The sequence below is a fragment of the Cryobacterium sp. CG_9.6 genome, from assembly GCF_029893365.1.
Classification (GTDB): domain Bacteria; phylum Actinomycetota; class Actinomycetes; order Actinomycetales; family Microbacteriaceae; genus Cryobacterium.
This window is the reverse complement of the sequence record NZ_JARXUZ010000001.1, coordinates 72,373-87,050: the sequence shown is the minus strand read 5'-3', so window position 1 is coordinate 87,050 and position 14,678 is coordinate 72,373. Positions and strand designations below refer to the sequence as shown.

Annotated in this window: 8 protein-coding genes and 4 rRNA genes; 7 read left to right on the top strand and 5 right to left on the bottom strand. The window is 60.3% G+C overall.

Going from position 1 to position 14,678, the window contains the following annotated elements; translation table 11 throughout:
* The first annotated feature begins 52 nt into the window (after window positions 1-52).
* Together H4V99_RS00385 and H4V99_RS00380 are read left to right on the top strand one after the other, a co-directional pair.
* Window positions 53-1,102, top strand: a complete 1,050-nt coding sequence (locus tag H4V99_RS00385; protein ID WP_280674519.1) for a zinc-dependent alcohol dehydrogenase family protein — start codon at window positions 53-55, stop codon at window positions 1,100-1,102.
* Between the two features lie 74 nt (window positions 1,103-1,176).
* Window positions 1,177-1,647 (top strand): hypothetical protein, encoded by a 471-nt coding sequence (locus H4V99_RS00380; protein ID WP_280674518.1) that lies wholly within the window; start codon window positions 1,177-1,179, stop codon window positions 1,645-1,647.
* A gap of 5 nt (window positions 1,648-1,652) precedes the next feature.
* Here the strand turns inward: H4V99_RS00380 and H4V99_RS00375 are convergent, their stop codons facing one another.
* From H4V99_RS00375 to H4V99_RS00355, 5 genes are all read right to left on the bottom strand, one after another.
* Entirely contained in the window at window positions 1,653-2,258 is a 606-nt protein-coding gene (locus H4V99_RS00375; RefSeq protein WP_280674516.1) for a nitroreductase family protein, read from the bottom strand.
* A gap of 160 nt (window positions 2,259-2,418) precedes the next feature.
* Window positions 2,419-4,116, bottom strand: a complete 1,698-nt coding sequence (locus tag H4V99_RS00370) for a long-chain-fatty-acid--CoA ligase (RefSeq protein ID WP_280674514.1) — start codon at window positions 4,114-4,116, stop codon at window positions 2,419-2,421.
* Window positions 4,113-5,183 carry a low specificity L-threonine aldolase gene (locus tag H4V99_RS00365; RefSeq protein WP_280674512.1) on the bottom strand — a complete coding sequence of 357 codons (1,071 nt, stop codon included), beginning with the start codon at window positions 5,181-5,183 and terminating at the stop codon, window positions 4,113-4,115. The genes H4V99_RS00370 and H4V99_RS00365 overlap by 4 nt, the downstream gene beginning before the upstream one ends.
* 260 nt (window positions 5,184-5,443) lie before the next feature.
* Window positions 5,444-6,484 carry an IS3 family transposase gene (locus H4V99_RS00360; protein ID WP_280674510.1) on the bottom strand — a complete coding sequence of 347 codons (1,041 nt, stop codon included), beginning with the start codon at window positions 6,482-6,484 and terminating at the stop codon, window positions 5,444-5,446.
* Window positions 6,457-6,819 (bottom strand): hypothetical protein, encoded by a 363-nt coding sequence (locus H4V99_RS00355; RefSeq protein ID WP_280674508.1) that lies wholly within the window; start codon window positions 6,817-6,819, stop codon window positions 6,457-6,459. The genes H4V99_RS00360 and H4V99_RS00355 overlap by 28 nt, the downstream gene beginning before the upstream one ends.
* Before the next feature lie 384 nt (window positions 6,820-7,203).
* On the opposite strand from H4V99_RS00355, the gene H4V99_RS00350 reads away from it, so the two are divergent.
* From H4V99_RS00350 to rrf (H4V99_RS00330), 5 genes are all read left to right on the top strand, one after another.
* Window positions 7,204-7,644 (top strand): hypothetical protein, encoded by a 441-nt coding sequence (locus tag H4V99_RS00350; protein ID WP_280674506.1) that lies wholly within the window; start codon window positions 7,204-7,206, stop codon window positions 7,642-7,644.
* A gap of 1,101 nt (window positions 7,645-8,745) precedes the next feature.
* Window positions 8,746-10,280: ribosomal RNA gene (locus tag H4V99_RS00345) — 16S ribosomal RNA — on the top strand.
* A 468-nt stretch (window positions 10,281-10,748) separates the two neighbouring features.
* A 23S ribosomal RNA gene (locus tag H4V99_RS00340) occupies window positions 10,749-13,876 on the top strand.
* A gap of 110 nt (window positions 13,877-13,986) precedes the next feature.
* Window positions 13,987-14,103, top strand: a 5S ribosomal RNA gene (gene rrf, locus H4V99_RS00335).
* A gap of 426 nt (window positions 14,104-14,529) precedes the next feature.
* Window positions 14,530-14,646, top strand: a 5S ribosomal RNA gene (gene rrf, locus H4V99_RS00330).
* Together the 16S, 23S and 5S rRNA genes form the textbook arrangement of a ribosomal RNA operon.
* Window positions 14,647-14,678: the final 32 nt, after the last annotated feature.

Below are 14,678 nucleotides of genomic sequence, written 5' to 3'. Positions count from 1 at the left end.
GTTGCGGGGCGATGCACCGGATGTGTTCAGAACCACGGGTTACGATCCAATAATGCTTGCAACTGTAATTTATGGAGAACGTGACGTGCGCCTCGAAGAGGTTCCCGATCCCGAACTGTCCACCGGCGGCGACGCCATCGTGCGCGTCGTCGCAGCCTGTGTCTGCGGTTCAGACCTCTGGCCCTACCGGGGCGTCGCCCCCACCACCGAACCTCACCGGATTGGCCACGAATTCGTGGGCATCGTTGAGCAAATCGGTGCCGACGTGTCCACCATCAAGGTGGGCGACTTCGTCATCGCCCCCTTCTATGACTGTGACAACACCTGCGTCAACTGCCGCAACGGCGTGAGCACCTCCTGCCTGAACGGTGGCTGGTGGGGTGCCGACGACCGCATGGGCGGCTTCGCCGATGGCGCCCAGGGCGAGCGCGTGCGCGTGCCGCACGCCGACGGATCGCTCGTGGCAACCCCGGAGCAGCCGGACGATGCACTCGTTCCGAGCCTCCTCACCCTCGCCGACGTGATGGGAACCGGACACCACGCCGCTATGTCTGCCGGTGTGACCGCGGGCAGCACCGTTGTCGTCGTGGGTGACGGCGCTGTAGGCCTCTGCGCCATCCTCGCGAGCAAGCGCCTCGGCGCCTCGCGCATCATCGCCATGTCCCGACACGCCGACCGTCAGGCCGTGGCCCGCGAATTCGGTGCGACCGACATCGTGGAACTCCGCGGTGACGAGGGCGTGGCGCGCGTTCAGGAACTGCTCGACGGCATCGGCGCGGACTGCGTGCTCGAGTGCGTGGGCACCGAAGAATCCATGGATCAGGCCATCCGCTCGGCTCGTCCCGGCGGAATGGTCGGCTACGTGGGCGTACCGAACGGCGGACCCGTTCTGCCCGTTCGCACCCTGTTCGGCACGAATGTGGGAGTGAACGGCGGCGTCGCATCCGTTCGCGCCTATGTCGAAGAGTTGCTGCCCGAGGTCCTGTCGGGCGCTCTCAACCCGGGTCGGGTCTTCGACCTGCAGCTGCCGCTCGCTGAAGTGGCCGAGGCCTACGCGGCCATGGACGAGCGTCGCGCCATCAAGGTGCTGCTCCGCCCGTAAGGCCCTTATGGCCGTAAGGCTCAAATTGCTCATTGCAACACCAACGGCTGGCAGGCCACTCTGGAAGGAATCCTGTGAATCAACCATTCCTCTGGGGAGGCCTGCTGGCCTTCGCCGTTGCCGCCGGAATCACGCGGCTGGTGGTGGGGCATCCGCTGCTACGTCACCGCTCCGTGCGCGTGGGCCGGGTGGGCGCTGTCGTGGCGATCGTCGGCGGTCTGGCGCTGGTGTTCCACTGCGCCGCGATGTTCTTCGCGCCGTGGATCGACGCCGTGCCGTTTTTTGTGGCGCCTGCCACCATGGTGCGGGACATGGGCGCGGGAAGCCAGATTGCGTACTGGCTTCCTGCGGCCGCCCTCGTTGTGGCGTGGCGCCGCGTGTGGTGGCCGGCCCTCGCGGCGATCGTCATCGCACTGGTCGGGGTGGGCGTCACCATGTACTGGCCCTACCCGCTTAACGTTCACCTCGCGTGGCTCACGGCCGTGATCATTGTGGGATCACTGATTCCGCTGCTGCTGCTCCGCGGGCCACGCTCGGCGAGATAGGTTACTTAGTCGTTGACGAGCAGCAGCTCGGTGAGCGGCTTACGCGTGCGCGGTGCGATCTCGCGCTCCAGCAGCTCGGGCGTGAGAGTGGATGCGTCGCCGAGCACGCCGAGCGTCGTGATGGTCACGATGACCTGGTTTGCGGCGAGGTTAAAAGCCTCGGCCAGTGCCTGGCCCTCGAAGCCGCCGAGCTGGTGGGTGTGCAAACCCTCGGCCTGTGCCTGAATGCTGAGGTGGGCCACGGCTTGGCCCACGTCGTAGCGTGTCCACGGGCTTTCCTTGGGCAGGTTGGTCTCGGGGTCGATGGGCACTTCGGCCACGCTGGCGATGAGCACGGAAGCCGAGTCGGCCCACGCCTGGTTGAAGCCCATGAGGTTGGCGTGAATGGTGGCGAAGTTCGCCGAGCCGCGACGAGTCACAATGAACCGGGCGGGCTGCGAATTGCTGGCCGACGGAGACCAGCGCGCTGCCTCCAGCACGGTCGTCAGCACGGCTTCGTCCACGACGGCCGACGCGTCATAGCCGCGGGGGCTCCAGCGCTCGGCAAGAACCGGAAGAAGCTCGGCGTCGGTATCGGCGAGGCGGCTGTGGGTATCGGTAATGAGGCTCATGGGTCAAATCCTTCAGACGTGGTGACAGTGTGGACTAACATCGTGCGGAACCACTCCGGCGAGCGACTCCGTGCGGGGCTACTCTGACCCACTCGTTCTAACAGCGGATGCCGCGCGCTCATTCCCGCGCGCGGCATCCGCTTTTCAGGCCTCGCGCTTTTCAGGCCTCGTCGCTTCGCATGAGCGAGGAGCGCACCTCTCGGCGAAGCACCTTGCCGATGAGCGAGCGGGGTAACTCGGGCACCTCGAGGATGCGGCGCGGAATCTTGTAGGCGGACAGTCGGGTTCGGCAGTAGTCGCGCACGGCCTCCACGTTCAGCTCCGCGCCGCTCGTGAGCACGACCGCGGCCACCACGTCTTCGCCGCCGGCGGCACTGGGCAGCCCCACCACGGCAGCATCCACGATGTCGGGGTGGCTCAGCAGAGCCGCCTCCACCTCGCTCGGGGCCACGTTGAAGCCGCCGGAGATGATGAGTTCCTTCATGCGGTCGACCACGGTGATGAACCCGTCTTCCGACACCCGCACAATGTCGCCGGTGCGCAGCCAGCCGTCGGGCAGCAGCACCTGAGCGGACTCGCTCGGCCGATCCCAGTACCCCGAGAAGATCTGCGGACCGCGCAGCAGCAGTTCGCCCTCCTCCTCGAACTCCAGATCGATCAGCGGGTCAGACGGGGCAACCACGCGAATCTCGGTGCTCGGGAACGGAACACCCACGGTGCCCGGGCGACGGCTGGGTCCCATCGGATTGCCGGTGGCGATCGGTGAGGCCTCGGTCATGCCGTAACCCTCCACCAGAACGCCGCCGGTGGCGTCTTCCCAGCGTTCCACAATGGACACGGGCAGGTTCATGGCGCCTGAAATTGCGAAGCGGATGCCCTCCAGGCTCACCTTGCGCGCCGCGGCCGCGGTCACGAGGCGATCGTAGATCGGGGGAACCGCCGGCAGGAACGTGGGTGGCGCGTGACGTGCGGCGTCGAGCACGAGCTTCTCATCGAACTTGGGGAACAGCACGAGGCGCGCACCGATGCTCATGGCAAAGGTGAGACACAGGGTGAGCCCATAGGCATGGAACATGGGCAGGACGGCATAGACGGTTTCATCGCCGGCACGGAGCCCCGGTACCCACGCCGCACCCTGGGCCGCATTGGCTCGCAGGTTGTAGTGACTCAAAATCGCACCCTTGGGTGTGCCGGTCGTGCCGCTCGTGTACTGCAGCACCGCGGTATCGGTGAGCAGTGGACGCGGATGCGAGCGGTGCAGCCGGCGGGACTCCACGAGGGTGTCCCAGTGGATCGCACCCTTTCCGGGCCCGGACGTGAGCGCCGCACGGGCATCCTTCGCCTTCTTGATCGGGAGCTTCAGGGCGAGGCGCTTGCCCAGTGGCATCGCCTGAACGAGATCGACGGTGACGATGGAGGTCACCCCCATGTCTTTCGGGAATGATCGCACCCGGTCGTAGACCTTGTCCCACACGATGGCCACGTGCGCTCCGTGATCCTCGAACTGATGGCGCAACTCCCGATCGGTGTAGAGCGGGTTGTGCTCCACCACGATTGCGCCGAGGCGCAGCACGGCGTAAAAGGCCACCACGTGCTGCGGGCAGTTGGGCAGCACCAGGGCCACCCGGTCCCCGGGCGTCACCCCGAGTTTGCGCAGCCCATTGGCCACCCGGCTGATCTGCTCACGGAGATCCTCGTAGCTGGTTGTCGCGCCAAAAAAGTCCAGGGCCACGCCCGGCCCATACGTCTTGGCCGACGTTTCCATCATGTCGGTGAGTGTTTCCCGCGGCTCATCGATCGTGTGCGGAACCCCCGGTGCGTAAGCGGCGAGCCACGGCTTGTCGGCGAATGCACTCACGAAGCAACCAGCTCACGCTTGAGTGCGGCAACGAACGCGTCAATGTCCTCTTCGCGCGTGTCGTAACCGCACATCCAGCGCACTTCGCCGGTGTGGGCGTCCCAGTCGTAGAAACGAAAGCTTTCCCGCAGCCGGTCGGCCACGCCGGGCGGCAGTATGGCGAAGATCGCGTTCACCTGCGTGGTCTGAGTGAAGGCAATGTTCGGCACCGAGCCATCCGCTATTCCCGCCTCCAGTGCGCCGCGCAACCGCTGCGCCATGGCGTTGGCGTGGCTCGCGTTGCGAAGCCACAGATCGTTACTCAGCAGGGCGACGAACTGGGCCGAGATGAAGCGCATCTTGGAAGACAGGTGCATGTTCGTTTTGCGCAGATATTTGAGGCCAGTGGATGCTGCGGGGTTGAGCACCACAATGCACTCACCGAGCATCATGCCGTTCTTGGTGCCGCCAAAGCTGAGCACGTCCACGCCGGCGTCGCGGGTGAAGGCCCGCAGGGGAACGCCGAGGCTGGCGGCGGCATTGCTGATGCGGGCGCCGTCCATGTGCAGCGTCATACCGTTCTTGTGTGCATGGTCGGCGATGGCCCGCACCTCGTCAACGGTATAAACGGTTCCAAACTCGGTACTCTGCGTAATGGACACCACGAGAGGTTGGGCGCGGTGCTCGTCACCCCAGCCCCAGGCCTCCTGGTCGATGAGCGCGGGGGTGAGCTTGCCGTCGGGAGTGCTGACCGGGAGTAACTTGAAGCCACCCACATACTCGGGTGCTCCGCCCTCGTCGGTATTGATGTGTGCGTTTGCCGTGCAGATGACGGCGCCCCAGCGCGGCAGCATCGACTGCAGACCGATGATGTTGGCGCCGGTGCCGTTGAACACGGGGAAGGCCTCGATGCCCTCACCGAAGTGCCCCACCAGTACGTCTTTCAGGCGTGACGTATAAACGTCCTCGCCGTACGCCACCTGGTGGGCGCCGTTCGCCTGCACGATCGCCTCGAGTATCTCGGGGTGAATGCCGGAGTAGTTGTCGGAAGCGAAACCGCGCAGGTTCAAGTCATGGATTTGAGTCACCTCTCTATTGTCCCGCACCTTTCTTCGCCGCGCCTCTTGTTGTGCGCATGTTTCCGGGTACCGGCCCCGCCCGCCCAAATATTCCGCCTGCACTGTCCAACTCCACTGTCCTATTGGCGCGCCCCGATTCGGGGTTCGCGCGGGTTCGCGCGGGTTCGCGCGGGTTCGCGCGGGTGACCGCGCCCCTCTTCGGTGGTCGCTACGTTTCTCGGTCGTGGCCGCGCCTCAAATCGGTGGCCGCTACGCCGGTTCGGTAGTTGTCAACCTGCTTGAGACAGTAGGTGGGTGTTGATGCCTGTGGGTTGGGGTAGTGGTGGTGCTGTGGGTGGTTGGCGGAAGCGTGTGGGGTGCTGGGCGTAGTAGGCGTCCAGTGCCCGTTGTCGTTGCGCGTGGATGAGGTGGGCGGTGCCGTCAAAGACGGATGCTGGGGTGTGCCGGCCGAGACCGCTGTGGCGGTGTTGGGTGGCATACAGGTCCAAGAAGTCCTTGGTCCATTGGCGGGCGTGATCGCGGTGATCGAATCGGTCCGGGGAGCTGGGGTCGTACTTGATGGTCTTGAACAGTGATTCTGAGAAGGGGTTGTCGTCGCTGACCCGGGGGCGAGAGTACGAGGTGATGATGCCGTTGCTCTCGAGGGCGTTGATGAGGTCTGTGGAGCGCATGGAGGACCCGTTGTCGGAGTGCACGACTGTGGGGGCGCCGTGGGTGGCGATCGCGTCGGTGAACAGTGTCACAGCGCGTTTCTTCGAGATGTAAGTCTCGATGCACCAGCCAATGGGGTAACGCGAGAACACGTCAATGATCAGGTAAAGGTAGTACCGATCGTGGTAGCTGGGTCCGTTCAATTCGGTGATGTCCCACGACCACAAATCCCCGGGCTTGAGCGTCGCGACGGCCGGAGTGCGCGGTGACGGGGAGCGCGGGGTTCGGGTGCGTCGACGATCCCCGACCAGGCGGTGAGCGTTGGCGACCCGGTAGAACGTGCGCTGCGAACACGCGAGAGTCCCGGCGTCGAAGGCGTGCCAGTACGTTTGCACCACCGATTTGTCTTCATATTTCGGCTCGCAGAGCACGGAGAGTATCGTGGCGCGCTCGTGCGTGTCCAAGGCTGCGGGTTGCCGGCGTTCGCGGTGCGGGATCGCCTCAGCCACGGGGCGGTAGTGCTGGTAGCCACGGCTGAGCCGGTAATACGTTGACCGTGGCATCCCGACCAGACGACATGCGTCCACGATCGGCATCGCCATTTCTTGGGCCAGTGCCGTGACCGTCAAGGTCAGGACAGCTTGCTTCGTTTCAGCCACGCCGCGTACTCGCCCGCGCTCATCAACGCTGGTGGGATCGGTGTTTGTTCCTCGTTCGAGCGGGTGGTGATCCCGTCCAAGAGCTCGAATGCTTTTCCCAAGATTTGTTGTGCTGCTTCGGACTGCGCGACCTTCTTCTTCAAAGCCTCGTTTTCCATCCGCAGCCGCGCCAACTCCGCACGATCGCGATTGTCCATTCTTTGTGGTGACCTCTCTGACGTTGCGACCATCGATGCCGTCCATTCTCCATCGTCGCGAGCCCTCAGCCAACGATTCACCGTGCCCTTTGCCAAGTCGAACTCGCGCAGTAACCGCACCTTCGCGCCTCGTTCCACGCACTCATCCCAGCGGCGTATGTACTCAATCCGAAACGCCAACGGAAACGACCGCCCACCATTTCTCGTTCGACCTATCGCCATATCATTCATGTCCTGCTCCGATTCAGCGTCCGTCACCACGATGTCTCACGACCATCATGGCAACTAACGGGTTACCGTGGCGCCCACCCGTGTGGGGCGCGCCGACATCTGCTCGCCTGTGTCGGGCGGATGCCGCCAACTACTCACACCTTTCCTGCGGATGCCGCCAGCCATCGTGAGTGCAGAGCACTGCACTGCACAGCACAGCTGGCTGTCTTCGTCGCGCCCGGCCGCTCCCCCCGGACCGCTGCGTACGTCGGTGACCGCGCCCCTCTTCGGTGGTCGCTACGGTTCTCGGTCGTGGCCGCGCCTCAAATCGGTGGCCGCTACGCCGGTTACCGTGGCGCCCACCCGTGTGGGGCGCGCCGACATCTGCTCGCCTGTGTCGGGCGGATGCCGCCAGCCATTATGAGTGCCGAGCACCGCTGGCCGTCGTCGCTGCGCCCTGATTCGGTCGCCGCTGTGGTTCTCGTGGGTGACCATGCCCCGATTCGGCGGCGGTTCCGCCGGTTACTGGAGCGTTCACCCGTTTCGGGTGCGCTGAAGCCCTCGTGGGTTTGGGTTGCTGGCCCGCAGCCGTTTCGTGCGGATGCCGCCCGCCAGTGGCAACGCGCCGCACCGTCGTCCGCAACCGCGCCACCGCCAGCTCTCGCCCTCAGCGCCGTGCGCCCTGTCGGGCTGGTCGCGCCTGGTGTCGGAGACCAAGTCCTGCTTCGGTGGGTGCCGGGCCGGTTACCGTAGGGCCGGACTCCTCGCGGTAGTGGCGGAGTGAGTGGCCTGGTTACCTCCGGTGCTGGTGTCAGGAGCGGATGTTGTCGGGTGGGCTCGACGCCGCCCGCCTGCTCCGGGTGGCTGCTCCCGTTTCCGGTCGTGGGCGCGCGCGTTATTGGTGGGTGCTGCGCCGGCTACCGTAGCGCCCACCTATACGACGCGCCACGTTCGATCCGTGACCAGGCTTCGTGCCATTGCGTCCCCTCATTCGTCTCAGTGCTGGGAGCGGATGCTGTGGCGTGCGCTGGCATGGGCCTTGATACTGTGACCGCGCCTTGATTCGCTGGTCGCTACGGTTCTCGGTCGTGGCCGCACCTCAAATCGGTGGCCGCTACGCCGGTTACCGTGGCGGCCACCGATTTGACGTGCGGGCGTGGATGGGGCGTAGATATGGATGCGAGGAGTGGGGGATGGCCAGTGGTGGTCGCAGCGGGGGGTGCGGGAATCGCGCTCTGCGCGCGGCGGCGCGCCCGGGATGTGGGGAATTGGGGCTGGATTTGCGTGGGTGGGGGTTTGACCGTAATCTCATCTAAGTCACCCCACAGGTGCGGAAAGCTGCTTAGCTTTTCGGCCTCATGCGGGACCATTTCTATGCTGTGAAGATAGCCGCTGTTTGCCTTGTGTGAACGTTGTCTTCTGGTTTAGAATTCTATTCCCTCCTTCACTGGTTTTCGGGTAAGTGGCGTGGGTTGTGTGGTGTGCTTCGGCGGCCCGGAACACGCGTTGTACTCGGTTTGACACGGGTGAGCGGAGTGGGTAAGTTAGACAAGTTGCCTCAGCGAGACCGCCCGATTGGGTGTGAAGCTGGGTGCGTCCGATCCTTGAGAACTCAACAGCGTGCACAATGTCAAATGCCAAAAACCTCGTGATTGTTGGTCGGTTTCTAGCCGATTGCAGTCAATGGGATTCCTTTGGAATATGAATTGAAAGTCCTGGTTTCGATCAGGCACTATAACAAAGCAAGTCAGTAATGATTTGTTCTTGCTAGTTTCAAACTTGCAGTTTCTTCGCCTATTCCGGCGGGTTTCTGCACTAAATGGGCGCTCAACTTATTGGGTAGCTATTCAAACATTTACGGAGAGTTTGATCCTGGCTCAGGACGAACGCTGGCGGCGTGCTTAACACATGCAAGTCGAACGGTGATGAGGAGCTTGCTTCTTTGATCAGTGGCGAACGGGTGAGTAACACGTGAGCAATCTGCCCTTGACTCTGGGATAACTGCGGGAAACTGTAGCTAATACCGGATACGACCCTTAGAGGCATCTCTTTGGGTGGAAAGAATTTTGGTCAAGGATGAGCTCGCGGCCTATCAGCTAGTTGGTGAGGTAATGGCTCACCAAGGCGACGACGGGTAGCCGGCCTGAGAGGGTGACCGGCCACACTGGGACTGAGACACGGCCCAGACTCCTACGGGAGGCAGCAGTGGGGAATATTGCACAATGGGCGCAAGCCTGATGCAGCAACGCCGCGTGAGGGACGAAGGCCTTCGGGTTGTAAACCTCTTTTAGTAGGGAAGAAGTGACTGGGTTTTCCTGGAAGTGACGGTACCTGCAGAAAAAGCACCGGCTAACTACGTGCCAGCAGCCGCGGTAATACGTAGGGTGCAAGCGTTGTCCGGAATTATTGGGCGTAAAGAGCTCGTAGGCGGTTTGTTGCGTCTGCTGTGAAAACCCGAGGCTCAACCTCGGGCCTGCAGTGGGTACGGGCAGACTAGAGTGCGGTAGGGGAGATTGGAATTCCTGGTGTAGCGGTGGAATGCGCAGATATCAGGAGGAACACCAATGGCGAAGGCAGATCTCTGGGCCGTAACTGACGCTGAGGAGCGAAAGCATGGGGAGCGAACAGGATTAGATACCCTGGTAGTCCATGCCGTAAACGTTGGGAACTAGATGTGGGGACCATTCCACGGTCTCCGTGTCGCAGCTAACGCATTAAGTTCCCCGCCTGGGGAGTACGGCCGCAAGGCTAAAACTCAAAGGAATTGACGGGGGCCCGCACAAGCGGCGGAGCATGCGGATTAATTCGATGCAACGCGAAGAACCTTACCAAGGCTTGACATATACCGGTAACGGCTGGAAACAGTCGCCCCGCAAGGTCGGTATACAGGTGGTGCATGGTTGTCGTCAGCTCGTGTCGTGAGATGTTGGGTTAAGTCCCGCAACGAGCGCAACCCTCGTCCTATGTTGCCAGCACGTAATGGTGGGAACTCATGGGATACTGCCGGGGTCAACTCGGAGGAAGGTGGGGATGACGTCAAATCATCATGCCCCTTATGTCTTGGGCTTCACGCATGCTACAATGGCCGGTACAAAGGGCTGCGATACCGCAAGGTGGAGCGAATCCCAAAAAGCCGGTCTCAGTTCGGATTGAGGTCTGCAACTCGACCTCATGAAGTCGGAGTCGCTAGTAATCGCAGATCAGCAACGCTGCGGTGAATACGTTCCCGGGCCTTGTACACACCGCCCGTCAAGTCATGAAAGTCGGTAACACCCGAAGCCGGTGGCCTAACCCCTTGTGGGAAGGAGCTGTCGAAGGTGGGATCGGTGATTAGGACTAAGTCGTAACAAGGTAGCCGTACCGGAAGGTGCGGCTGGATCACCTCCTTTCTAAGGAGCACGTGCAGTCCCGTCTGTATACAGCGGAATAAGGCTGCCAGTCACACCAATCCGAACGGGTTGGGTGGCGCTCATGGGTGGAACATTGACATTGATATGAGGACGGTCGTTCTCGAGTTAGTACGCTTTCCGGTGTTTACACGGGGGAGTTGGAGGATTCGGGTTCGGAGAGAGTCATATATGCACGCTGTTGGGTCCTGAGGGACCGGAACATTCCTGGCTTTTGCCGGGGTGGACCTTTCCTCTGGATCCTTTTCTGTTGGCAGTCGCGTTGTAGAGATACAGCCGCCGGCAGTAGGGGATACCGCCCGTACTTTGAGAACTACACAGTGGACGCGAGCATCTTAAATTTGACTCTCTTAGAAGAGCAAATTACAAAGATCTAAGCAATTAGATCATTGGTCAATTTCGATCATCACTTTTTGAGTGGTGATACTTAATCGATTCAAACTCATGTGATTTCAAATTTTTAAGAGCAAACGGTGAATGCCTTGGCATGTAGAGCCGAAGAAGGACGTAGTAATCTGCGATAAGCCTCGGGGAGTTGATAAACGAACTGTGATCCGAGGATGTCCGAATGGGGAAACCCCGCCAGGCCCGTGAGGTGACCTGGTGACTCCCGCCTGAATATATAGGGCGGGTAGAGGGAACGTGGGGAAGTGAAACATCTCAGTACCCACAGGAAGAGAAAACAATAGTGATTCCGTTAGTAGTGGCGAGCGAACCCGGATGAGGCTAAACCGATCATGTGTGATAGCCGGTAGGCGTTGCATGGTCGGGGTTGTGGGACTTTTCAGCCAATTCTACCGAATGGTAAGGGTTAGAGCGTTGTATAGACGAACAGGATTGAAAGCCTGGTCATAGAGGGTGCGAACCCCGTAGTCGAAATGCAGTAATCGCCCGAAGAGTATCCCAAGTAGCACGGGGCCCGAGAAATCCCGTGTGAATCTGTCAGGACCACCTGATAAGCCTAAATACTCCTACATGACCGATAGTGAACAAGTACCGTGAGGGAAAGGTGAAAAGTACCCCGGGAGGGGAGTGAAATAGTACCTGAAACCGTTTGCTTACAAACCGTTGGAGCCAGCTCTGTTCTGGTGACAGCGTGCCTTTTGAAGAATGAGCCTGCGAGTTAGTGATATGTGGCGAGCTTAACCCGAGAGGGGAATGCGTAGCGAAAGCGAGTCTGAATAGGGCGATTCAGTCGCATGTCCTAGACCCGAAGCGAAGTGATCTATCCATGGCCAGGTTGAAGCGACGGTAAGACGTCGTGGAGGACCGAACCCACTTCAGTTGAAAATGGAGGGGATGAGCTGTGGATAGGGGTGAAAGGCCAATCAAACTTCGTGATAGCTGGTTCTCTCCGAAATGCATTTAGGTGCAGCGTTGCGTGTTTCTTGCCGGAGGTAGAGCTACTGGATGGCCGATGGGGCCCAAAAGCTTACTGACGTCAGCCAAACTCCGAATGCCGGTAAGTGAGAGCGCAGCAGTGAGACGGTGGGGGATAAGCTTCATCGTCGAGAGGGAAACAACCCAGACCACCAACTAAGGTCCCAAAGCGCGTGCTAAGTGGGAAAGGATGTGGAGTTGCACAGACAACCAGGAGGTTGGCTTAGAAGCAGCCACCCTTGAAAGAGTGCGTAATAGCTCACTGGTCAAGTGATTCCGCGCCGACAATGTAACGGGGCTCAAGCACGCCACCGAAGTTGTGGCATTGATATTTTTGGTAAGCCGCCACCTTGTGTGGTTGGTTCAGCCGTGTTGATGGGTAGGAGAGCGTCGTGTGGCCAGCGAAGCGGCGGTGTAAACCAGCCGTGGAGGCTACACGAGTGAGAATGCAGGCATGAGTAGCGAAAGACGGGTGAGAAACCCGTCCTCCGAAAGATCAAGGGTTCCAGGGCCAGGCTAATCCGCCCTGGGTAAGTCGGGACCTAAGGCGAGGCCGACAGGCGTAGTCGATGGACAACGGGTTGATATTCCCGTACTGACGAAAAACCGCCCAAGCTAATCCAGTAATGCTAAGTATCTGAATCCCCTAGACCAATCCCTTCGGGGTGAGGCGTGGGGCCTAGCGTACGACCCTATTCTGGTGCGGTTAGCGTATTAACAGGTGTGACGCAGGAAGGTAGCTGAGCCGGGCGATGGTTGACCCGGTCTAAGGATGTAGGGCGAACGATAGGCAAATCCGTCGTTCATGATGCCTGAGACCCGATGGGTAGCCCGTAAGGGTGAAATCAGTGATCCTATGCTGCCAAGAAAAGCATCGACGCGAGGTTTTAGTCACCCGTACCCCAAACCGACTCAGGTGATCAGGTAGAGAATACTAAGGAGATCGAGAGAATCGTGGTTAAGGAACTCGGCAAAATGCCCCCGTAACTTCGGGAGAAGGGGGGCCTGAGGCGTGAACGGACTTGCTCCGGGAGCGTTCGAAGGCCGCAGAGACCAGTGGGAAGCGACTGTTTACTAAAAACACAGGTCCGTGCTAAGTCGCAAGACGATGTATACGGACTGACGCCTGCCCGGTGCTGGAAGGTTAAGAGGAACGGTTAGCCGCAAGGCGAAGCTGAGAATTTAAGCCCCAGTAAACGGCGGTGGTAACTATAACCATCCTAAGGTAGCGAAATTCCTTGTCGGGTAAGTTCCGACCTGCACGAATGGCGTAACGACTTCCCAGCTGTCTCAACCGCGAACTCGGCGAAATTGCATTACGAGTAAAGATGCTCGTTACGCGCAGCAGGACGGAAAGACCCCGTGACCTTTACTACAGCTTGGTATTGGTGTTCGGTGTGGCTTGTGTAGGATAGGTGGGAGACTGTGAAGCTTGGACGCTAGTTCAGGTGGAGTCATCGTTGAAATACCACTCTGGTCATATTGGATACCTAACTTCGAACCGTGATCCGGTTCAGGGACAGTGCCTGGTGGGTAGTTTAACTGGGGCGGTTGCCTCCTAAAAAGTAACGGAGGCGCCCAAAGGTTCCCTCAACCTGGTTGGTAATCAGGTGTCGAGTGTAAGTGCACAAGGGAGCTTGACTGTGAGACTGACAAGTCGAGCAGGGACGAAAGTCGGGACTAGTGATCCGGCAGTGGCTTGTGGAAGCGCTGTCGCTCAACGGATAAAAGGTACCTCGGGGATAACAGGCTGATCTTGCCCAAGAGTCCATATCGACGGCATGGTTTGGCACCTCGATGTCGGCTCGTCGCATCCTGGGGCTGGAGTAGGTCCCAAGGGTTGGGCTGTTCGCCCATTAAAGCGGTACGCGAGCTGGGTTTAGAACGTCGTGAGACAGTTCGGTCCCTATCCGCTGCGCGCGCAGGAAATTTGAGAAGATCTATCCCTAGTACGAGAGGACCGGGATGGACGAACCTCTGGTGTGTCAGTTGTTCCGCCAGGAGCACCGCTGATTAGCTACGTTCGGAACGGATAACCGCTGAAAGCATCTAAGCGGGAAGCCGGCTTCGAGATGAGATTTCCATCCCTTCGGGGGAGAGGCTCGCAGCTAGACTACTGCGTTGATAGGCCGGATGTGGAAGTGGGGACTAAAGACCCATGAAGCTGACCGGTACTAATAAGCCGATAATTTGATAACACTTCAGTTTGAAGAAGCTGCTTTAGCGTCCACTATGTGGTTCTCGATGTACGGTCGAGAACAACAACTAAATACTTATGTATAAGTTTGTTCGAACCATCGAAAGATGTTTCGGCGGCTATAGCAAGAGGGAAACGCCCGGTCACATTCCGAACCCGGAAGCTAAGACTCTTTGCGCCGATGGTACTGCAGGGGGGACCCTGTGGGAGAGTAGGACACCGCCGGACATAACTTAGCAACACCAGAAAAGCCACCCCACGGGGTGGCTTTTCTGCGTTAACCCCCAAAGCTACGAGCCGACACTCGACACCCTCACCCGCTGGTCGTGTCTTGCCACCCTCACCCGCTGGTCGCACCTCGACACCCGCGACAACCGAGCGCCTCCCCCCTTTTTCGCTGGTCGAGCAGTGCCCGCTAGGGCGCGTGTCGAGACTCCGCACGACAACCCATGGAAGCCAGCCACAGAACGACCGCGTGCCGGGTCTCGACGGGGCTCGACCAACGTATGTCTGGAGCTTCCCGCAGGGTCTCAACAGGGCTCGACCAACGACGAGGCAGGAGCGCTGTCACCGACAGCCTCTCGAGTCCTGTACTCTGGAAACACGAAGCAATGTCTGTTCGGAATACTTGACGCTCAGGCGTCACCCAAGTGTTTCGGCGGCTATAGCAAGAGGGAAACGCCCGGTCACATTCCGAACCCGGAAGCTAAGACTCTTTGCGCCGATGGTACTGCAGGGGGGACCCTGTGGGAGAGTAGGACACCGCCGGACTTCGCTTAGAAAGACCAGTAAGGCCGCCCACG

Excerpts from the sequence above, each read along its gene's own strand:
- H4V99_RS00385 (WP_280674519.1), top strand. The coding sequence starts at position 53 with ATGCTTGCAACTGTAATTTATGGAGAACGTGACGTGCGCCTCGAAGAG.
- H4V99_RS00375 (WP_280674516.1), bottom strand. The coding sequence starts at position 2,258 with ATGAGCCTCATTACCGATACCCACAGCCGCCTCGCCGATACCGACGCC.